This is a genomic window from Telluribacter sp. (genome assembly GCF_035998675.1).
Classification (GTDB): domain Bacteria; phylum Bacteroidota; class Bacteroidia; order Cytophagales; family Spirosomataceae; genus Telluribacter.
Map to the genome: position 1 here is coordinate 33,297 of NZ_DASYHI010000023.1, position 22,278 is coordinate 55,574.

The 22,278-nt window shown below is 50.6% G+C and carries 16 protein-coding genes; 12 read left to right on the top strand and 4 right to left on the bottom strand.

Translation table 11 applies throughout. The features are described 5' to 3' along the window. The first annotated feature begins 156 nt into the window (after window positions 1-156). The 6 genes from VGN67_RS21065 to VGN67_RS21090 all read left to right on the top strand — a co-directional run bounded on the left by VGN67_RS21065 (window position 157) and on the right by VGN67_RS21090 (window position 9,835). On the top strand, window positions 157-1,566 hold the full coding sequence (locus VGN67_RS21065; protein ID WP_327488890.1) for an alkaline phosphatase PhoX: 1,410 nt from the start codon (window positions 157-159) through the stop codon (window positions 1,564-1,566). Between the two features lie 245 nt (window positions 1,567-1,811). Next, a complete protein-coding gene (locus VGN67_RS21070) occupies window positions 1,812-3,911 on the top strand; it encodes a right-handed parallel beta-helix repeat-containing protein (protein WP_327488891.1) in 2,100 nt (699 codons plus the stop codon). Window positions 3,912-4,446: 535 nt separating this feature from the next. Beyond that, complete coding sequence (locus VGN67_RS21075) at window positions 4,447-5,775, top strand: NAD(P)/FAD-dependent oxidoreductase (protein ID WP_327488892.1); 1,329 nt, start codon at window positions 4,447-4,449, stop codon at window positions 5,773-5,775. 45 nt (window positions 5,776-5,820) lie between these two features. Beyond that, on the top strand, window positions 5,821-6,438 hold the full coding sequence (locus VGN67_RS21080; RefSeq protein ID WP_327488893.1) for a hypothetical protein: 618 nt from the start codon (window positions 5,821-5,823) through the stop codon (window positions 6,436-6,438). A 20-nt stretch (window positions 6,439-6,458) separates the two neighbouring features. After that, window positions 6,459-8,480 (top strand): heavy metal translocating P-type ATPase, encoded by a 2,022-nt coding sequence (locus tag VGN67_RS21085; protein ID WP_327488894.1) that lies wholly within the window; start codon window positions 6,459-6,461, stop codon window positions 8,478-8,480. A gap of 134 nt (window positions 8,481-8,614) precedes the next feature. Then, entirely contained in the window at window positions 8,615-9,835 is a 1,221-nt protein-coding gene (locus tag VGN67_RS21090; RefSeq protein WP_327488895.1) for an acyltransferase family protein, read from the top strand. A gap of 22 nt (window positions 9,836-9,857) precedes the next feature. On the opposite strand, the gene VGN67_RS21095 is transcribed toward VGN67_RS21090, so the two are convergent. Next, entirely contained in the window at window positions 9,858-11,018 is a 1,161-nt protein-coding gene (locus VGN67_RS21095) for an MFS transporter (RefSeq protein WP_327488896.1), read from the bottom strand. 271 nt (window positions 11,019-11,289) lie between these two features. Between VGN67_RS21095 and denD the strand changes: the two genes are divergently transcribed. From denD to VGN67_RS21115, 4 genes are all read left to right on the top strand, one after another. Continuing rightward, window positions 11,290-12,246 carry a D-erythronate dehydrogenase gene (denD, locus tag VGN67_RS21100; RefSeq protein ID WP_327488897.1) on the top strand — a complete coding sequence of 319 codons (957 nt, stop codon included), beginning with the start codon at window positions 11,290-11,292 and terminating at the stop codon, window positions 12,244-12,246. Further along, window positions 12,243-13,712, top strand: coding sequence for a gluconate:H+ symporter (locus VGN67_RS21105; protein ID WP_327488898.1), 1,470 nt, complete (start codon window positions 12,243-12,245; stop codon window positions 13,710-13,712). The genes denD and VGN67_RS21105 overlap by 4 nt, the downstream gene beginning before the upstream one ends. A 103-nt stretch (window positions 13,713-13,815) precedes the next feature. Further along, complete coding sequence (locus VGN67_RS21110; RefSeq protein WP_327488899.1) at window positions 13,816-14,676, top strand: aldo/keto reductase; 861 nt, start codon at window positions 13,816-13,818, stop codon at window positions 14,674-14,676. Window positions 14,677-14,758: 82 nt separating this feature from the next. Next, the gene (locus tag VGN67_RS21115; RefSeq protein WP_327488900.1) at window positions 14,759-15,778 is read left to right on the top strand and encodes an LLM class flavin-dependent oxidoreductase; all 1,020 of its coding nucleotides are present in this window, start codon (window positions 14,759-14,761) and stop codon (window positions 15,776-15,778) included. A gap of 57 nt (window positions 15,779-15,835) precedes the next feature. Here the strand turns inward: VGN67_RS21115 and VGN67_RS21120 are convergent, their stop codons facing one another. Together VGN67_RS21120 and VGN67_RS21125 are read right to left on the bottom strand one after the other, a co-directional pair. Beyond that, window positions 15,836-16,120: a hypothetical protein gene (locus VGN67_RS21120; protein WP_327488901.1), complete on the bottom strand. Its 285-nt coding sequence runs from the start codon at window positions 16,118-16,120 to the stop codon at window positions 15,836-15,838. A gap of 191 nt (window positions 16,121-16,311) precedes the next feature. Then, window positions 16,312-17,319, bottom strand: a complete 1,008-nt coding sequence (locus tag VGN67_RS21125) for a hypothetical protein (RefSeq protein WP_327488902.1) — start codon at window positions 17,317-17,319, stop codon at window positions 16,312-16,314. Between the two features lie 231 nt (window positions 17,320-17,550). Between VGN67_RS21125 and VGN67_RS21130 the strand changes: the two genes are divergently transcribed. Next, the gene (locus VGN67_RS21130; protein ID WP_327488903.1) at window positions 17,551-18,336 is read left to right on the top strand and encodes a hypothetical protein; all 786 of its coding nucleotides are present in this window, start codon (window positions 17,551-17,553) and stop codon (window positions 18,334-18,336) included. 70 nt (window positions 18,337-18,406) lie between these two features. Here VGN67_RS21130 and VGN67_RS21135 read toward each other — a convergent pair whose 3' ends face one another. Beyond that, on the bottom strand, window positions 18,407-19,624 hold the full coding sequence (locus tag VGN67_RS21135; RefSeq protein ID WP_327488904.1) for an RtcB family protein: 1,218 nt from the start codon (window positions 19,622-19,624) through the stop codon (window positions 18,407-18,409). A 107-nt stretch (window positions 19,625-19,731) separates the two neighbouring features. On the opposite strand from VGN67_RS21135, the gene VGN67_RS21140 reads away from it, so the two are divergent. Then, complete coding sequence (locus tag VGN67_RS21140; protein ID WP_327488905.1) at window positions 19,732-22,236, top strand: DUF1549 domain-containing protein; 2,505 nt, start codon at window positions 19,732-19,734, stop codon at window positions 22,234-22,236. Window positions 22,237-22,278: the final 42 nt, after the last annotated feature.

Here is a 22,278-nt window from a genome sequence, read left to right on the forward strand (position 1 = left end):
ATCCCATTTAGACCTGCCAGGAAAATCTCGGGCACTTTTAAGTAGTATAAAGGGTACTTGAGCTGCTTACTTAACAAAATGGTAACCTTGCCAACCTACCGGGTTGACATTCTTTTTCCTAATTGCCACTTCTCCATTTTAAAAAATACAATTTTTATGACCCAGTTATCTCCAACCACCCGCCGGGATTTTTTAAAACTTTCCGGAAGCGCCTCCCTTGGATTTTTCGGATTAATGTCATTTGTTACCAATCCGGCTTCGGCTATGGAGCGGTCGGCTGAATCAGCATTTGGCTACGGCCCCCTGCTTCCCGACCCCAAAGGAGTCCTGAATCTACCCAAAGGATTCTCGTATCAAATTATTTCCCGTAAGGGTAGTACCATGAGCGACGGTTTGTTGGTACCGGGTGCCCCGGACGGTATGGCTGCTTTTAAAGGGGCCAAAGGGCGAACCATTCTCATCCGTAATCACGAAATGAACCCGAATCCGGCCGGGGGAGGACCATTTGGACTGAATAATGAGCTGCTTTCCAAAGTTGACCGTAACAAACTGTACGACTACGGGAAAGGCGTGATGCCAGAACTGGGGGGAACCACCACGATAATTTACAATCCGGCAACGGGCAAAGTAGAAAAAGAGTACCTGAGCTTGGCCGGGACCACCCGCAACTGTGCCGGTGGACCTTCCCCCTGGAACACCTGGATTACCTGCGAAGAAACAACCAAGAAGTCCGGGCCGGACAACTCCTGCGAAAAAGACCACGGCTATACGTTTGAAGTACCGGCTACTGACAAGGTGCAGTTGCATGCGGCGGTTCCCATCAAGGCCATGGGACGCTTTAACCACGAAGCCGTTGCCGTGGACCCGCGCACCAGCATTGTGTACCTCACCGAAGATACCGGCGACAGCCTCATTTACCGCTACATTCCACAAGTACCTGGTAAACTCCTGAAAGGAGGAAAACTACAGGCGCTGATGATACGCGGCCAGAAAAGTGTCGATACCCGCAACTGGGCGTCGCTTACTACTCCGGTTTTTCCGGTAAGGGAGCTTATGGAGGTGGAATGGGTCGATATCGAGAATGTGGAATCGCCGCAGGATGACCTGCGCTACCAGGGGTTTGACAAGGGAGCGGCTCGTTTTGCTCGCGGAGAAGGTATGTGGTTTGGCAACAATGAGATCTTTTTTGCTTGTACCAGCGGCGGGAAAAACGGCAAGGGGCAGGTGTACAGGTACATACCCAGTAAGCACGAGGGGCAATCGCAGGAAAAGAGCGCGCCCGGACAACTGGAACTATACATAGAACCCAACGACGAAGAACTGGTAAAGAGCTGCGACAACCTGACGGTAGCCCCTTGGGGTGACGTCGTCCTCTGCGAAGACCATCCGCATCCATTTGTCGTTGGTGTAACTCCAAAAGGCGAGTTTTACCGGCTGGCGGAGAACGTCGGTTTCAAATCGGAGTTTGCCGGAGGCGTATTTTCCCCCACGGGCGAAACCTTTTTTGTAAATATTCAGGGGGCGGGTCTGACCGTAGCTATTACCGGCCCCTGGAAAATAGCCTGATGGGCAAACACTGATCAATACTTTTTCTCAATAGGATTTTTATTTTGTGAGTACCAGGAGGAATTCCTACAATTCCTCCTGGTACCTACTTTTTTACTATTATGTACCTTCCGTATTGTCTGAATCCTGGGGTTTGTTTTTTGGTAGTTTGTGGTTTGCACTTCATTAATCTAACCATAAAAAAACGGTAAAAATGTCTTCAAAGTACCTTTCAGGGATAGGATCAATGTAAGTTCTACCTTGTTATGGGAACAAAGCTACTTTCGGGAATCATCAGCGGCTTCGCATGCCTTCTGTTAATTTCCCAGGCCTGGGCAACCCCTACCGATACCCTCAACCTGTATGTTTCCCCCGGCGGAAAAGACAGCCAAACCGGCCTGCGCCCAAACCAGGCGTGGGGTACTTTGGCGCGGGCGCATGCGGCGATTCGTAACATGAGAAGGAAAGGGGAAATCAAAGGTCCCGTGAAAGTGTCGGTAGCGGCCGGGGAGTACTACCTGGAAAAGCCCCTTCTGTTCACTCATGAAGACTCAGGTACCGAAGTAAGTCCGGTTACCTATACTTCCTACAACGGCAGGGTACTTATTCACGGCGGCCGGAAAATCCGGGGTTGGAAAAAGTCAACCGGCAACTGGTACAGTACTCAGCTGCCTGAGGTAAAGGAAGGAAAGTGGAAGTTCCGGCAGCTTTATATCAATGGTACCCTGCGCCAGCGGGCCCGGATACCTAACACCGGTTTTAAAATAGTCAAAGGCTTTCCGGACGGGGGAGAAGAGGTACACTACCATACCGATTGCCAACGGTTCGAGTTCGCGAAAGGGGACCTGAACGCCAACTGGAAAAACCTGGACGATGTGGAAGTAATCGTTTACCACTTCTGGACGGATTCCCACCTCCCCATACAGTCCATTGATACTACTACCAACATTGTCACATTCAAGCATAAGGCGGGGAAACGATTTACCGATGATTTTACGAACAAGGGCGCGCGATACGTCGTAGAAAATGTTTTTGAAGGGTTGGACCAGCCCGGCGAATGGTACCTCGACCGTCCTACCGGTACGCTTTATTACATTCCGCTTCCGGGGGAAGATATGTCCAGGGTGGAGGCGGTAGCACCCGTTACCGAAAAACTGGTAGCGTTTGAGGGGCTGCCACAGGAAAGAAAGCTGGTAGAGTACCTGAATTTTAATGGTCTGGATTTCATGTACACGAACTGGGACCTGCCCCCCGGTAACTCCAATGACAACCAGGGCTCAGCCAGTGTACCGGCCTCCATCAGCCTGACGGGGGCGCGCCACATCGGGTTTACAAACTGTACCCTCCGGAACCTGGGTACCTTTGCCGTGGAGATATCGACGGGTTGTTCAGACAACAGCTTTACCAACAACGAACTGGGCTACATTGCTGCCGGAGGCTTTCGCATAAACGGCGGTACCGAAGCGGACTCACCCCTGTTACGAACGGGTAATAATCTTATCCGTGATAACAGAATCCACCACTTTGGTGAAGTATACCCCTCGGCGGTAGGTATCCTCCTGATGCACACCTCCGGTAACCAGATTCTCCACAACGAAATTTCCAATGGCTGGTATACGGGTATTTCGGTTGGGTGGCGGTGGGGGTACCAGCGCAGCATCAGCCGGGATAACCGCATCGAGTACAATCATATTCATACCATTGGGCAGGGGCTGCTCTCCGACATGGGGGCCATTTATACCCTGGGGGTATCGCCCGGGACGGTTATTCGGAACAACCTGATTCACGATGTGGAGGCCAACCATTATGGGGGGTGGGGTATCTACAATGACGAAGGCTCCACCCATATCCTGGTGGAGAACAATATTGTATATAATACCAAATTTGCGGGTTACAACATCCATTTCGCCAAGGAGATTACGGTTCGGAATAACATTTTCGCGCTGGGGCGGCTGGAGCAGTTGAGCCGAACCCGCTTAGAACCCCACAAAAGTGTGTTTTTTGAAAACAACATCATTTACTGGAAAGAAGGCGAATTGCTCAGCAAAAACTGGACGGACAAGCCTTACCAGTTTTACCTCCGGCCCATTGGCGACAAGGGTACCCAGGAGGTAACAAGTACTTTCGACATGGATTGGAATCTTTATTACAATCCTACCCAACCGCTGGACCAGATTACCTTCAACGGTAAAAACTGGCAAGACTGGCGTGCCCTCGGAAAGGACCAGCACTCGCTGTATGCTGACCCGCTTTTTATTGATGCCGCGCAATTCGATTTTCGACTCCAGGCCAATTCGCCCGCCTTTGGACTTGGGTTTAGAGCCATAGATATGAGCAAAGTCGGGCCGTCAAAAGTAAAACCATGACCTTTTCGCTCTTCGGCCTCCAAAAATTTTGTTTAACTGCCAAAAGATTGAAAAAATTTTAAAGCGGTTACGTAAACGGTAATGATTTTCATTTTTGCCCGGCCTATATTTACCCAATTAGTGTGTGTATTTAAACACCTACCGGGGCTTCCTGGGATGGTGTTTTTTTCGTTTAGGGCAATAAGAGTTAACTTTTAACCGCTAGTAGGACAGTGTTTTTGTAAGCGCCATTCCATTAAAAAATTACGTAAAGAGCTCCTTTTATTTAAAAAAATTAGTAAGTTTAAACACTAAGATTTTCTAGCTAATCTTAGTGTTGTGGATATATACTCTGCTGACCTTGTCGGCAGAGTATTTTCATTTTGGGGATTTTACCTCCTGTCCGAAAAGGGCGAAAAGGAGAGACCCAGAACTATTCAGGTCTTTTCTCCGGCATTGTCTCCTTCACCGGTCAGTGTTTTGCTGGTAAAAAACATTTGGAGGCCAAAACTGCTTTTGGAGATAGAATTTTGGTACTAACTGACAGGAAAAAACTATGCTTCACAATGCCCGAATCGCCGAAACCGGCAAGCGACGAGTGGTAATTATCGGGGGAGGATTTGGCGGGTTGGAATTAGCTAAAACCTTAAACGAGGTTGATGTACAGGTAATCCTGATAGACAAGCATAATTTTCATACTTTTCAGCCCCTGCTGTACCAGGTGGCTACTTCCGGCATTGAGCCATCTTCCATCGCTCAACCTTTTCGTGAGCTTTTTGAGTTGCAGAAGAATCTTTACTACCGCATGGCCGAGGCGCTTTCGGTCGATACAGAAAAACAAGTAGTGGAAACCTCCATCGGGCTGGTGCATTATGACTACCTGGTCATAGCGACCGGTGCCACGACCAATTTTTACAACAACCGGGAGATTGAGCAGAAGGCCATTCCGATGAAGGACATACAGGACGCGATTACCCTCCGGAACACGGTACTTAGTAATTTTGAAAAAGCCCTTCAGATTGGGGAAGAAGAGCAACTAAACAGCCTGATGGACTACGTTATAGTGGGAGGCGGAGCTACCGGGGTTGAATTGGCCGGGGCCCTGAGTGAATTGCGGAAGCACGTTTTCCCCAAAGACTACCCGGAACTGAATTTTAAGTACATGGATATTCACCTGATTCAGAGTGGCCCGCAATTGCTGAAGGGAATGTCGGAGAAGGCATCCGTTAAGGCCTTACAATACCTCGAAAACTTTGGGGTAAAAGTATGGCTGAACCGACGGGTGAAGTCGTACGACGGCTATACGGTCATGCTGGATACGGGCGAACAGATTATTTCCCGGACCATGATTTGGGCGGCGGGGGTAACCGGGGCCACTATTGAAGGAATTCGGGAGGAAAGCTGGCTGGGAGGCCGCCTGAAGGTCAACGAAAATAACCAGGTTGAGGGGTATTTCAATATATTTGGAATTGGAGACATTGCCGCCATGATTACCGAGCAGTACCCCTACGGGCACCCGATGATGGCCCAACCGGCCATTCAGCAGGGAAAATTGCTGGGAAAAAACCTGAAAAGGTTGCTCAACAATGAGCCGGTGGAGGCATTCAGGTACCACGACCAGGGCGCTATGGCTACCATTGGTCGAAATCATGCGGTGGCAGATTTGAAACTGTTTTCCAGGGAGTACCGCACCCAGGGCTTTTTTGCCTGGCTAATCTGGATGTTCATTCACCTGATTTCCATTATTGGATTTAAAAACCAGCTAACCGTTTTTATGAGCTGGCTGTGGAGCTACCTCAATTTTAACCAGGGCATTCGCCTGATCATGGGCGACATCAAAGAGCATAAACCGGTGGAAGAGGTAACAAGTAAAAAGCTGGTGTAACTTGTATTATTAAACAAATTATAGATTGGTTTCAAAAAATCTATTGTGACTCACCTTGTTTTAGGAAGTCTGCTCCTGAGCCTGCTGCACGCGGCCATTCCTAATCACTGGCTGCCGCTCGTGCTGATTGGGAAGTCGGAAGGGTGGGAAAAATCCGAAACGATGCTGGTGGCAGGCGTGGCGGCTCTGGCCCATACCGCAAGTACCATCGGTCTGGGAATCATTATTGGGCTGATTGGCGTAGAAATTTCGGATCAATTGCACCTTTTCCCAACTATCGTTGCTCCCCTGGTGTTAATCTTTATGGGACTCATTTACTTTGGTATGGACATGGGCCATTCGCACCATGCCCCTATTTCGGAAAAAGAAGTCGCCAAGAAATCCAAGCGAAGTATTGTAATCAGCGTGTGTGTGGCCATGTTTTTTTCACCCTGCCTGGAAATCGAAACGTTTTATTTCAGCGCCGGCCACTACGGTTGGGAAGGTATACTTACCATTTCGCTGGTATATCTGCTGGTGACCGTCTCGGGCATTATGGCCCTGGTGGCTGTGGGAGGGAGAAGTCTGGAAAAAGTAAATTTTCAGTTTCTGGAAAATCACGAGAAAAAAATCACCGGCATTACCTTAATACTTTTGGGAATATTTACCTACTTTTTTCATTAGGTACTTAACCAGCTTCACCTATGTCGAATCAGGAAAAAGATAAAGAAGAAACCGGATTGCAGCCGATGGAAATAACATCGCCCCGCACGGCCGAAAAGCCCGGTCCCACTCCGGAGGTGACCGGAGACGCCTGCTGCAGCCCCACCCACTCCCACGATCATGGGCACGACCACGACCACGAGGAAGGGGGAAATTCCTACCTACCTACCGGTATTAGTCTTTTCCTGCTGGTTTCGGGCATAGTACTTGACTACCTGGAAAGCGACTGGTTTGCCGGGTACCTGAGGCTGGCCTGGTTCGGGCTGGCTTATGTACTGGTAGGCTGGAAGGTAGTAAAACACGCCGCTACCAACATTGCGCGGGGAGAGGTGTTCAATGAATTTTTTCTGATGTCGCTGGCTACCATTGGCGCATTCTGGATTGGTGAATACGCCGAAGGGGTAGCTGTCATGCTGTTTTACGTAGTAGGGGAGCATTTTCAGGAAGCGGCCGTGGCCCGTTCCCGCAGATCAATCCGGAACCTGATAGACAACCGGCCGCAGCTGGTCAATGTGTTACAAAATGGACGTGCCGTCGAAACCGATCCCCGGCGAGTCCGGATTGGGGACGTAATTCAGGTAAAGGCCGGAGAACGGGTAGCGCTGGACGGCCATTTGCTGACCGACCGGTCCAGCTTTAACACCGCCGCCCTGACCGGTGAATCCCGCCCCGACACCAAAACTACGGGCGAAAAAGTACTGGCAGGTATGATTAACCTGGACCAGGTGGCCGATATTGAAGTTACGTCGGCTTTCGAAGACAGTGCCCTTTCCAAAATTTTAAAACTAATTGAACAAGCCAGTGGGCGCAAAGCTCCTACTCAAAAGTTCATTACCAAATTTGCCAAAGTATATACCCCCATCGTCGTATTCATGGCGCTGGGACTGACCTTCCTGCCTTACTTTTTTACCGCCGATTACCAATTTGAGGAATGGTTGTACCGGGCGCTGGTGTTCCTGGTTATTTCCTGCCCCTGCGCCCTGGTCATTTCTATTCCCCTGGGGTACTTTGGCGGAATCGGTGCGGCCTCGCGCAATGGTATCCTTTTTAAAGGTTCCAACTACCTTGACCAGATGCGGAAGGTCGATACCGTCGTGATGGACAAAACCGGTACCCTTACCGAAGGGGTATTTAAGGTCCAGGAAGTAAAGGCCGAAACCTTTGACCGCGAGTTGATGCTAACCCTGCTGGCAACGCTGGAAAGTAAATCTACACATCCCATTGCGCAGGCAATAGTGGCTTATGCCGGTGCTGGCTCCGTCGGAATTGACATAGAATCCGTAGAAGAAATCCCGGGTTATGGGTTGCGGGGTAGGGTCAAAGGCCACGAAGTACTGGCTGGTAATGCCCGTCTCCTCGATAAGTTCGGCATTGTTTATGACCAATCACTGAATGAAATAGTAGAAACCATAGTACTGGTAGCGGTAGGCGGTAGCTATGCCGGCTACGTAACCATTGCGGATCAGGTAAAGCCGGACGCACGGCAGGCGGTACAGGCGTTGCGTGCCTTGGGAGTACGACAATTAGTGATGCTGTCGGGTGATAAAGACTCCATAGTGCAGAAAGTAGCGGGCGAATTAGGGCTTGACCAGGCGTACGGAGGGCTCTTGCCCGAGGATAAAGTCACCCGGGTGGAGGAGTTGCAGAGGCAGGGAAATACGGTAGCTTTTGTCGGAGACGGCATTAACGATGCCCCGGTCATTGCCCTCGCCGACGTAGGAATGGCTATGGGTGGCCTGGGTTCCGACGCGGCCATCGAAACCGCCGACGTAGTGATCCAGACCGACCAGCCCACCCGAATTGCGACCGCCATCCGGCTCGGAAAAAAGACCAACCAGATTGTGTGGCAGAACATCGCGCTGGCCTTCGGGGTGAAAGCCCTGGTTCTGCTTTTTGGAGCATTTGGCGTCGCTAGTCTTTGGGAGGCCGTATTCGCGGACGTTGGAGTTGCATTTCTGGCCATCCTGAACGCCATCCGGATTCAGCGCATTACTTTTTCTTAGCATAATAAAAATGGAATAAAAAGGAGCAAAAGCAGAGGTAGGAGCCAAAAAGAGGGATTATTTCCATAAGCAGCATTTATTTTGTGTCCGAATCATTAATTTAGGCGGTTAAACCCTCATCTTTACCTCCCTATATGAAACAGCGTTACTACTCTCTTGATGTGTTCAGGGGGGCAACCGTAGCCTTTATGATTCTGGTGAATAACCACGCCGGGCCCCAGACCTTTTCCCCTCTCCTTCACGCCAAATGGCACGGACTTACCCCCACTGATCTTGTTTTTCCTTTCTTTTTGTTTGCCGTAGGTAACGCTCTGGCATTTGTCATGCCCCGTTTTCAGGAGGCGGGCGACGGTGCTTTCTGGAAAAAGGTATTAAAGCGGGCGACCCTGATTTTTCTAATTGGACTTTTCATAAATTGGTTTCCCTTTCTGATGTGGCAGGACGATCAGCTGGTTCTTAAAACCTGGACCTGGACTACCAGCGAGGGGGAGCTCCGGGGCGTCCGTATTCTGGGGGTACTTCAACGCATTGCACTTTGCTATTTCTTTGCCTCTATTATAGTTTATTACGGCAAAGCACGCGGAGCCTTCTGGACCGGAGCCGCTTTCCTTTTAGTTTACTGGTTGTTGTGCCTCATAGGAAACCCAATTGATCCCTACAGCCTGGAAGGCTGGTTTGGTACTTCCATTGACCGGATGCTGCTGGGCGAGGCACACATGTACCGGGGCGAAGGAATAGCCTTTGATCCGGAAGGAATCGTAAGTACCCTGCCCGCCATAGTGCAGGTTATAGGCGGGTACCTGGTTGGGTACTACATCCTGAACCGGGAAAAAGCAACCACCGCCCTCCCGGCCGGTGCCGTAAATCAGGAGGGGCATCCGGTTTTCAAAACCCTTGTAGTACTATTCATTGCCTCGGCAGTACTCCTGTTTCTCGGGTATGCCTGGGGTCTGGTATTTCCCATCAATAAGAAAATCTGGACGAGTTCGTACGTGGCCGTCACGCTGGGCTTAGCCATCGCTCTGCTTTCGGTATTGATTTACCTCATCGAAATCCATAACGTTCGGGGAGCGTGGACCCGGTTTTTTGATGTATTCGGAAAAAATCCCCTGTTTATTTACGCACTCAGTGGACTTATTCCGCGGCTGCTCTCCATTATCCGGCTGTCCGATGGACTGAACGAAACCGGAGAACCTACTCATATAACTCCCTGGAGCTGGTACTATAAGTACGTAGCAGCCCAGGTACCCGGACCGCCCGAATTCGGCTCCTTCTTTTTTGGATTCTCCTTCCTGCTTCTCCTTTGGGGGATTGGTTACTGGATGGACAAAAGGAAAATGTATATCCGAGTTTAGGTGTAGACTCCTTTTTAGAATTTTAGGTAGTTAATTCCTGCTGACTTTCCCGGCTCTGCTGTCTGAAAAAAAGCTGCGAAATAGGTATAAATACAAAGCCGGCTATGGCAAAAGCCACAAAAGAAGTCCGCAGACCAAAGGCATGGGCCAGGTACCCGATAAGCGGTGGACCAACCAGCATACCGACCGTAGCGTAGGTAGCTATAATGGATATGGCCAGTCCCGGCGAATATTTCTTGGAAGTACCGGCCAGCGCGTAGGTCATAGGTACCACCGAGGCTGTGCCCAGGCCCGCCAGCGAAAAACCAGCCATGGCGGTCCAGAACGTAGGAATGGAAACCGCCAGCCCTATGCCGGCTACAATCAGCAGGGAGCTCAGGAGGAAGGTGGTCGGCATGCCGATTTTCTCAATGACCTGGTCGGAGAGAAACCGGGAAATAGCCATACAAATCATAAAGATGAGGTAGCCGTAGGTAAATATCCGGACATGAAGTACCTCCCGGAAATAAATACCGCTCCAGTCAAACATGCCGCCTTCACAAACGGCCGCGAAAAATATTAGTAGCCCGAGGTAAAGGATGTAGGGATCAGGTTTACCAAGAATCAATTTATTACCTTCCTTAGTGCGGTCATTTTTTAAGAGATACGGAAAAGAAAAGATGGTAATGGTAAAGCAAATTAGGGAAACAATAGCAAGGTGCTGCTCAATGGGTACATTGGTAGCTATCATGAGGGTACAAAATCCCACGCCCGCTATACCACCGGTACTCCAGAGACCGTGAAAGGAACCCAGGATCTTTTTATCAAACTGCTTTTGCAGGGCAATAGCCTGGGTATTGACGGCAATGCTGAAAATGCGCATGGTAAAAGAAAAGACGCAGACCGCGGCAATGAGGCTGAGGGTACTTTGGGCCAGTCCGATAAAGGCCAGCGCAATCGCATTGAGGCCAAAGGCGATGGACAGCGGAATCCGGCTGTCGTAACGCGCAATGAGCCAGCCCGATATGGGCAACCCGATGAGGGAGCTTACCGGCATAGCCAGCAGCACCGAACCCATCTCGGCTTCATTGTACCCAAAGAAGGTCTTGAGGGTAGGTATCCGGGAAGCCCAGGTGGAGAAACTAAATCCTGAAAGAAAAAAGAATATACTAAGGAATATTCGCTGCTTATTTTTTAAATCCATGACCATTCAACTCAAATCCAAATTTTCCTAACTAACAAGTTTACGAGCAATATGTCGCACTTAGGTAAAGGTATTTTTTAGGTAAATTTATTTTATCCAATCTATTCTCAACTTAGTTACCTTTCACCGCAACCTGTCTCGCTTTTTTAGGAAAATCATAGGCAGCAAAGTACCTGCTTCCTCTCATCGGAAAAGTGGAGTAGAAAATAGGCCCGGGCCCTTTACCCTTTGAAGGAAAATAAATTTTAAATCTGAAAGGCCTGATAAAATTATGCAGATTATTATTACCGGTGGCGGTGGATTTCTGGGACAGCGGTTAGCCAAAGCACTTCTCAAGACTACTCTGCCCTTTGATGAACTAGTATTGGTAGATGTCAATAAACCCGCCAATCCGGTAGGGGATGCGCGGGTACGGTGTCAACAGGCAGATTTGGCCGAAGCGGGCGTGGCCGAATCGTTGCTTACGCCCCGGACGGAGATTGTCTTTCACCTGGCGGCCATAGTAAGCAGTCACGCCGAAAGCAGCTTTGACCTGGGGTACCAGATAAACCTGGACGTCACCCGTAGGCTTCTGGAAGCGTGCCGGCAAACGAAAGAAGGAATCAGGTTTATTTTTTCCAGTTCGCTGGCTGTCTTCGGTGGACCATTACCCGAAGTTGTCAAGGATACTACCGCCGTTACCCCCCAATCGTCTTATGGTATTCAAAAAGCCATTGGGGAACTGCTCGTGAATGACTACAGCCGGAAAGGTTTTGTAGACGGGCGGGTACTTAGGCTACCTACCATCTGTGTACGTCCCGGCAAACCCAACAAAGCCGCCTCTTCTTTTGTGAGTAGTATTATTCGGGAGCCCCTGCAGGGCGAGGAAGCGATTTGTCCGGTTTCCACGGATTTGTCCCTCTGGCTTTCGAGTCCGGAAACCGTTATTGAAAATATTCTCCATGCGGCTACCATTCCGGCACAGGAGCTGGGGGCGTGGCGCACCGTAAATCTGCCCGGTATTCACGTAACGGTACAGGACATGCTGGAAGCCCTGGAGCGTCAGGCCGGTGCGGCGACCCTGGCGCGGGTCCGGTTTGAACCCGATGAAAATATAAACCGAATTGTCAGCAGCTGGCCGGGCCGGATTGACAACAGCCGGGCGCTGCAACTGGGCTTCCGGGTAGACGGTGACTTTGATGGTTTTATCCGCCAATTCATGCAAAACGACTGGCAGAAGACAATATGAGTGGGCTTCCAACTCCCGTCATTGGCCTGATGGTGGCGGTTCTGGTGCTTATCTTTCTGGTGCTGCACACGCGGGTACACGCCCTCATTGCCATGCTGATTGCGGCCAGTTTGGCCGGTATTATCGGGGGTATGTCGGGTGAAAAAACCATCGCGGTTATTACCCAGGGCTTTGGTTCTACCCTGGGCAGCATCGGTATTGTAATTGGCCTGGGGGTGATGATGGGGCGGATTATGGAAGTGTCGGGAGCGGGAGAGCAAATCGCGTATAGTTTAATTCAATGGCTGGGCCGGCGGAAGGAGGAGTGGGCCCTGGCCCTGACCGGTTACCTGGTGAGTATTCCCATTTTTGTAGATTCAGCCTTTATTATACTGTACCCGGTGGCCAAAGCCTTAGCTAACCGGAGCCAGCGGTCACTCATTACGCTGGGGGTAGCACTGGCGGGCGGACTGGTCATTACGCATTCTACGGTACCTCCCACGCCCGGCCCGCTGGGGGTGGCGGGTTTGTTTGGGGTGGATATCGGGGCCATGCTCCTGCTGGGAATGGGGCTGGCTTTGCCCTGCCTGCTTGGTGTTATCCTATACGCGCGATGGCTCCATAGTAAGTACCCGCAATTTCCCACGGCTGGTCTTCCGGCGCAGGATTTACAGGCCACCCGGGACAACTACCTGAAAGAAAAAGCCGAAAAGCCTTTACCGGGGCTGTGGTTGTCCCTGCTACCCATACTGGTACCCATTATCCTTATATTTATCCGGGCTCTTGTATCGACCTTAACTCAGCTACCTGGTCAGGAGGCACCGGCCAACGGCGTGGTTGTACAGGTACTCCTTTTCCTGGGCAGTCCCATCATTGCGCTTTCCATTAGTACCTTGCTGGCGGTGTATACCCTTACTCCCGAATTGGACCGACCAGCTGCCATTGCCCGGCTGGAAGAAGGACTGCAGTCGGCGGGTATTATCCTGATGGTAACCGGCGCGGGCGGGGCGCTGGGAGCCGTGGTACGTGAAAGCGGAGCCGGTAGTCAGCTAGCCGGACAAATCGCCAGCCTGCCCATTTCTCCGGTCATGATTCCCTTTGTTGTTGCTACTATGATTCGCCTGATTCAGGGCTCCGGTACGGTAGCTATGATTACCGCCGCTTCTATTTCAGCTCCCATCCTGGCTCAGTTGCCGGGCGTCAACATGCTGCTGGCGGCTCAGTCGGCAGCCATGGGCTCCTTATTTTTCAGCTATTTTAACGATAGTCTTTTTTGGGTGGTAAACCGCCTGATGGGCATCGTGGAGGTCCGTCAGCAGATGACGGTTTGGTCCGTAACCACTACGGTGGCCTGGGGCATCGGGGGCAGTGCAGTCGCCATTCTGAACCTAATCGTTGGCTCGGGAGGAACACTACTCGACCCCCTTTTTCCTCTGGTAGTACTTGGGGTAATACTATGGGTAGTGGGCAGAAGCACGCCCAGGTAATTTCTCCGCTGGTTTATTCACCATCTTTTCTCTTTTCATAACTTTTGGGTCCGGGGGCAGTTTATTTTACAGAACTATTTTTGTAAAATTTAACGGAAAAAAAATGGCAGAAAGAACCACTAGCAGCATAGCCGAAACCTATACCATTGGGGGAGAGATGACCGTAAACCGAATGGGATTTGGGGCCATGCGAATTACGGGAGAAGGTGTTTGGGGACCACCCAAGGATCGAGAAGAGGCCATTCGGGTACTCAAACGAACCGTTGAATTAGGTATTAATTTTATTGACACCGCCGATAGCTACGGCCCTCACGTTTCCGAAGAACTGATCGCGGAGGCGTTGGACCCTTACCCCAAAGGTTTGGTTATCGCTACCAAAGGAGGCCTGACGCGAACCGGACCCAATCAATGGCCCATCAACGGCCACCCGGATCACCTGAGGGAAGCATTGGAAGGAAGCCTGAAGCGTCTGAAGCTCAACCACATTGACCTCTACCAGCTGCACCGGATTGACCCCGAAGTACCTTTTGAAGATACATTCCGGTTTCTGCAAAAGGCACAGGAAGAGGGACTGGTTAAGCACATTGGTCTTTCGGAAGTAACGGTTGACCAGATCAGGCAAGCCGAAGAGTATGTAAAGGTGGTGTCGGTTCAAAATATGTACAGTATTGATAACCGCAAGTGGGAAAACGAGCTCAACTACTGTGAGCAGAATGACCTGGCTTTTATTCCCTGGTTCCCGTTGGGCGGTGGCAATGATCAGGCCATTAAAAAGCTCGAAAAGGTAGCGCAGAAGTACGATGTGACTGTACATCAGCTGGCATTGAGCTGGCTCCTGCATCATTCACCCAGCATCCTGCTTATCCCGGGTACTTCCAGGGTCAAACATCTGGAAGAAAACTTGCAGGCCGCGTCAATATCCCTGGAACCGGAAGATTTGGAAGAGTTGAATGGATTAGGTTAAGAAAGAGAATTAAGAAAATATGCTTTGAAAGAACCCCGGCCGGTTGGTTGGGGTTCTTTTGTAATAGCTTTCCTGTTTTCCCATGAATGATTTAGTTAATAAAAATAAGCAGCTTTCTAACATCTCCTTTTCAGTGCTTGATTTGGTCCACGTCCTGTCCGGTCAAACCCCTTCTGATTCATTCCGGAATAGTCTGGACCTGGCGCGTCATGTGGAGCAACTGGGTTATAAGCGGTACTGGCTGGCCGAACACCACAACATGCCCGGCATTGCCAGTTCGGCTACAGCGGTACTTATAGGTCATATTGCCGGAGGTACCTCTACGATCCGAGTAGGCTCCGGAGGAATAATGCTTCCCAACCACTCGCCCCTGGTAGTGGCCGAGCAGTTTGGTACGCTGGAATCTTTATTTCCCGGACGGATTGATTTGGGAATAGGTCGGGCTCCCGGCACCGACCAGCTTACCTCCATAGCGCTGCGGCGGGACCTGAAAGGAAATGTGGAGCAGTTTCCGCAGCATGTACAGGAGATACAACAGTACTTTGGCCCACCCGACCCCACCGCCCGCGTAAGGGCTATTCCCGGCGAAGGGTTGCAGGTACCGGTCTGGCTACTGGGGTCAAGTACTTACGGTGCCCAGCTGGCGGCGCACCTGGGGGTACCGTATGCCTTTGCCAGCCACTTTGCCCCCACGAATCTACACGCGGCACTTTCGGCCTATAGGCAAAACTTCCAGCCATCCGAAAGCCTTGCAACACCCTACGCCATGGCTTGTGTCAATGTCATTGCGGCCGAAACCGACGAAGAGGCCAACTACCTGGCTACTTCCTTATACCAGGCATTTCTGAATGTTATCCGGGGAAAGCCCGGGCGACTCAAACCGCCCGTGGAGCAGATGGATGGGATCTGGGAGGAAGCGGAAGAATATGCGGTACACCAAATGCTGCAGTACTCCTTTATTGGCAGTGCAACCACAGTAAAAAAAGACCTGCAGCGGTTTCTGGATACTACGCAGGTGGATGAACTAATGGTGGCTACCGCCATTTTTGATCACCAGGCCCGGTTGCAGTCCTATGAGCTTGTGCAAAAAATTTGGGCTTGAAAAAAATTTCAAGCCCTTAATTAAAGTGGTAATTAGGAATAGTAGTTGGAATAGCAATTAAAATAGTTTGGAAACCAGCTCTTTCTGGTAATTTTTTAACTGTTGAAGAATGGTAGCGCAACGTTCATAATCTTCTGCCTGCTCAAAAAACCGCAGTACTTCGGTCACGTAGGGAGAACCAAAAAGCTGAGCCATACGGAAATAATCTTCGTTACAAAGTTGAATGGCAAGCGTACCAACGTGATTTTTGGAAAGCGTGTACTGAACGGTGAAGGGCTCCTTTTCGGAGAAATAATCGACTAATTCTTCAGCAAGCGAGATGGACTCATTGAATCTGTTCATAATCTCCAGTAAATAAAGTGTGTGTAGTACTATTTTTTAATAGCACGTAAATATACGTGCCAGGCTCATGAAATAAAAGTAATTCTACGTGCTTTTCTAGTTTTATTTTTTGTCTTCCTTAAATCAAAATAGTTTCATGACCTAAATAAAGATAAAAAGCGTGCCGTAAGTACCTCTGAGTAGCGATGGAGTTAATGTTGGTACCGGGGCCGTTTGGAAATAAACTCCAGAACCGTACGATGATAAGGATTGTGTTCGGGGTCGGGGATACCGGAAGGTGGTACCGAGGGATGACCGTAGCCTTTCTGAAACATGTCATGGTGGTAAACAATATACCCACCCGCCTGCCACACCTGGAATATTTGTAAGATCTGGTCGAAGGGAGAGGGGGTTTCTTTCGGTCCGCCAAATTCAGCGGTACCGTTTCGGGCGGGCTCGTCGTCGACTACGGGTTTTTTAAAGCGTTGCTGCAGGTACTTAATTTCCAGGGGTACTATTTCCCAGTGTCGGCCTACGTTCTGCCGACTACTGTGTGGAGTCAGGAAATCCAGCGCCTGATTCTGTTTATCGTCGCCCAGGTCACCTCCGTATCCGGGCGAATTGGTCACCAGGCGTTTGGGATCAACGGATTTGATTATTTTCAGGTGGTCAATTACCCGTACAGAATTCTCGTTCCACACCTGAAAAACCACATTTCGATAAGGCAGTAGTTCCTGGGTTAAGGTTTTTACGGCGCGGTCGGCTTCCGGCTGGCCCAGCCGGATGTTCTCATTGTAGCTTTCGCGGGCAAACAGCGCCAGTTCTATGACCATATTCTGTTCAGCCGCCTCCCGGATAATTGTCTTCAGGGTAGTCAGGTGTTCCGGCCGCAGGCTGCCGTCCGGGTTGTAAAGGGTACAGCCGGGACAGGTATCCACAAAGCCCAGCTTATTATCCCATTGTCCCCAAATCCGGAGAACGTTGAGGCCATAACGGTCAAACTTCTCGAGCCACTTTTTTCGCTCCACCCTATCCTTATTAAAAGTGGGATTGTAAATAGCGTTGAAAAAACTGATACCTGTAAAGGGAAATGGCTTGCCGTCCTTCCAAATTTCGGTACCCTGCACGGTTAGCTCCCCTACAGACTGGGCCTGTACCGGCAGGATAAACAGAAAAACAACCAAAAAAGTATAGGCTACCGCGTAGTTGAAGGTTTTCATCAGCGAAAAACAGATATAGTAGGTAAATGGGAATTTGAAATGGGGCAAAGCCTGGCCTTTGGTACCCTCTGAAATGAAAGCATTGATTCTCCTTTTGCTACTGAATGTGGGAGCCTGGCTTTCCCGATTTGGTTGTGTCCAATTCCCTCTTTTATAGACCTTATTAAATACTGTAATATTTCGCCTACCTTGCACGAAAATTAAGCATTAACTCTCCTAATCAACCTAATCATGAATCGAATTTTACCCGTTGCAGTACTTCTGTGTACCCTTTTTTTAATTCAATTTAGTGCTCATGCGCAGCGCAGTCGGTGGACCCAGCTGGGCAAAGCCGGTGACTGGAAAAACACCGTTGATATGGTGGCTGTTAATGGCTCTTTGTACAGCATAGAAACCGATGGTACCTTATGGAAAACCGACCAGGAGGGCAACTACGAAAAACTGGCGGGTGAGGGTAGTTTCAATGATGTGCGATTGCTGGTTGGACTGGATGGGTACTTGTTTACGCTCGAAGGTGACGGTGCCCTGTACCGAACCAATACCAAAACCCTGCGGTGGGAAAAGCTGGGGAAAGACTGGAAGAATACGGTAGCGATGGTCGCACTGGAAGGGTACCTGTACAGTATTGAAACGGATGGTACCCTATACCAAACCGATAAGCAGGGAGCCTGGAAGCAGATTGGTGCCGCCGGTAGTTTCAAAAATGCCGAATTGCTGGGCGCTTTGGATGGGTACCTGTATACGGTGGAAGGCGGTACTTTGTACCGGACCAGCCCTAAATCGCTCCGTTGGGTACAGTTGGGTAAAGCCGGTGATTGGGAAAGTACCATCGGCTGGACCACCGACCGGGGCTTTATCTGGAGCCTCGAGAGCAATGGTACTTTGTATAAATCAAATGCCCAGGGGCAGTATGAGCAGGTGGGCGAAGAAGGTACTTACTCCAGCATGACGCACCTGGCCGCCCTGAACAACTACCTGTTTACTATTGAGAATGGTACCTTATACCGTACCCGGTAAGAGACCAGCTTTTATCTTTTACTAAAAGGAAAGAGCGGACACCCGTGATTCGGGCGCCCGCTCTTTTAATTTAATCTTTATAAGGATCATAGGTTTCGTTGCCGGCCATGGCCACACCGATGGGCTTTAGGCGATGAAGTACCCGTATGGTATCTCCCTGATAGGCCAGCACCTCCTCCAGCTTTTTATAACATTCGGGAGCCTCATCCGGCCCCGCCCCCCTGAGTTCAATGCCGGCCTGTGCCATATCCTCCTTTACATTTCCAAAGTCAACCAGTCCCTGGGTTATTACCGTCGGTCGCTTGACACCATTTTTATCCCGCGCCCATTTCTTTTTACCGGCTGCCTGCGTGCGGGACAGAACCCTACCGGCACCGTGCACAGTGGAGTAAAGCGCTTTTTTAGAATCCTCGGAGTCTACACCCTCCACAATTACGGAAGTATCGGCCATGGTGGCACCAATAAAACCCAGCTGACCCGGGAAGGCAGGGGTGCAGCCTTTCCGGACCACCCAGTAGTTCTCGCCAAAGTGTTCTTCCTGCCAGGCAAAGTTGTGGTGGTTGTGTACTGAGAATGTCACAGTGGGCTGGTCCAGTATCTCAAGTACCTTTTCAACTACTGTGTCGCGTCCGGCGTAGGCATACTCCCCGGCCAGATTCATGGCCTCAATATAATCCTGACCCAGTTGGGAATCCAGGTCAAAAAGAATGGGAGGGGAATCCATGGAACCTTCCCGGCCCATTTCCGTGAAATCGCGGCCCTGGGAGAGGGCAATAAAACCGGTGGTAGTTCGGTGACCAAAGCCCCGCGAACCAAAGTGAACGCCAATCCAGAGGTACCCTTCCGCATCTTCAAAAAGATCAATGAAGTGGTTGCCGCTGCCCACGGTGCCTAACTGTGGCTTAGCGAGTTCATTTAGAAATTTGCGCTGTGGTTTAAATTCAGCTGTTGCAATTTTGTCCAGTACCGGGTGGTCCACGGGCTCATGGTTGTACCTGCCCACCCCAAAGGAGATACGGCTGAATATTTCATCCATGATTCTGGCAATATTCACCTCACGCGCCAGAATATCGGTACGCACGGCTTTATTCCCGCAGGCTATATCAAAGCCTACGCCCGAGAGGGAAATTTTGTTCTTATAAGCCACTGCGCCCCCGATGGGATGCCCGTAACCGTAATGAGCGTCGGCGGTAAGTACCCCCAGGTCCTCTTCGGAGATACATCGCTGGATTTGCCGGATAGCGTTTTCATCAATAATCTCCCGACCAAAAATGGTTAGATTTTCCATAACTCAGGAGTTTTCCTTTGAAGTACCTGTTTTACAAAAAAGCTGTACCATAGCAGTATATAGTGGCTAGTCCAGTACTTTTTTGGTACCAGCTACATCCTTCCCGCATGAAGAAAATCAGGTACTTTCCCAGATTATCATTTTACCCGACGCTACGTCTTTTTATGCAGAACAGCTACGGCCGGGTAGTGGGGCTGGTTTTGGTAACTTTGAGCAGCCAGCTGAGCAAAGCGCAGAGCCTGGAAACGGCACCCCTGGAAGAAGCGGCTACCGAAACCTTTTGGTTGTGGCAGTTACTGGGGCGGCTCCACCCCCTGCTGGTACACTTTCCGGTCAGTTTGCTTTGTGTGGCCCTGTTACTGGAAGTGGTAGCCTGGAAGCGAAAATCCCGGGATTTGAAAGTCGGAATCCGGGCGCTGGTACTACTGGGCGCTTTCAGTGCGGTACCTACTGCCCTTTTTGGTTGGTTGCTGGCCACGCAGGAAGACTACGGGGGCAGTAGCCTGGAGGTACACCAATGGACGGGCCTGGCCACCATGGTCCTGAGTATAGGTACGGCCTTGGCCTTGCTAAATAGCTACCAAAGATGGTACCGGGCCCTGCTGACTCTGACGGTAATGGGTGTTATGGTAGCCGGACATTACGGCTCTTCCCTGACCCACGGCGACACCTACCTGACCGAAGTACTTCCCTGGGGAAAGGCCAGTAATTCCGCTGCTCCGACTGGTACTTTTACCTTCGCCAGTACCAACCAACCCCTGAGTACCCAGCAAATAGAGGAGCTGAATCTGGAACTCAGGACCATTCTGGCGCACAATTGTTACAACTGCCACGGCGAAGCCAAGAGCAAGGGTGACCTCCGGCTGGATAAAAAAGAATTTGTTTTTCAGGGCGGTAAGGGGGGAGTAGTACTGGTACCCGGGCAACCCGAAGAAAGTGAGCTTTACCGGCGCATTACCTTGCCCCATACCGACAAAAAAGCGATGCCCGCTAAGGGAAAGCGTTTAACCGAAAATGAAATCGCCCTTATTAACTTTTGGATAAAGCAGGGGGCTCCCTGGCCCGACGGAGCCGAAAAAAGTATATACCGGGTGGCTTCCCTGGCACCGCGTACGCCTGAGCTTCCTCCGGTTACGGGCGAGCTGGTGTATCCCATCGACCGGCTGGTGAATGATTACTTTCAAAAGCAGGGAATCAGGTGGGGAGGTGTGGTCAATGACCGGATTTATATGCGCCGCGTGTACCTTGACGTAGTAGGGTTATTACCTTCTCCGGAAGAAATTGAAACGTTTATCCGGGATACGCGTCCCGATAAACGGGAGGTACTGGTAAAAACCCTGCTGAACCGGCCCGACGATTACGCCCAGCACTGGCTGACCTTCTGGAACGATGCCCTCCGCAATGACTATACCGGTACCGGCTACATTACGGGCGGGCGCTCCAATATCACCAGCTGGCTGTATACTTCTTTGAAGAAAAACAAGCCCTACAACTGGTTTGTGAAGGAGCTGATTAGCCCCACCAAAGAATCAGAAGGGTTTATCAGGGGAATAAAATGGCGGGGTACCATCAATGCCAGCCAGCGTACCGAAATGCAGGCCGCCCAAAATGTGGCGCAGGTACTGCTCGGCCTGAACCTGAAATGTGCCTCCTGCCACGACAGCTTTATCAGTGACTGGAAACTGGAAGATGCCTACGGGTTCGCCAATATCTTTGCGGATTCAACCCTTGAGGTTAACCGCTGTGACAAGCCAACGGGCAAAATGGCCACGACTCGAATCTTATTTACGGAGTTAGGCGAAATTGATGCTCAGGCACCGACACCCGAGCGCCTCCGGCAGTTGGCTGAGTACCTGACCGAGCCCAAAGACGGACGTCTTTACCGGACCCTGGTAAATCGTATCTGGGCGCAGCTGATGGGGCGAGGCATGGTGGAGCCGGTGGATGTCATGGACAATATACCCTGGAGCCAGGACCTGCTCGACTGGCTGGCGTCGGATTTTGTGGCCAATGGCTATGATGTTAAAAGATTGATTTACCAGATCCTAATTTCCAAAACCTACCAGCTGCCCTCGGTTGGGGTCAAAGATGCGGCGCTGATTGCCGCCCAGGACTACCAGTTCCGGGGAATGCTGCGGCGTCGGCTGACCGCCGAACAGTTTGCTGATGCGGTGAGTGTAGCAATTCAACCCATCTATGGTGATTCGGCGGTAGTTGACAAGGTGTTTCCTGCCAATATAAAAGCAACCCTGCCATTTCCCCGGGCGGCTCTGGTTAAGAATGACCCCTTCCTCACGGCGCTGGGTCGTCCTAACCGGGAAACGGTGTCGACCAGCCGGTCGTCGCAGGCCAATCTGCTTCAGGCCCTGGAACTGACAAACGGTACTTTGTTCAACGAAACCCTTAAGCAGGGAGCAAAACGGTGGAAGTCGGTATTTAAAAACAGTGATGAGATAGTCCGGGAACTATACCGAAAGGCCCTGGGGCGGGAACCACAGTCGGATGAATTGGCTACGGCCCGCAAAATTCTGGGTAGTACGCCCAGCGAAGAAAGCATTCAGGACCTGGCCTGGGCCATGGCCCTCCATCCCGAATTTCAGCTGATTTTTTAATAGCATTTGGCGAACAAGTACCTTATCTTAGAAAACAGATTT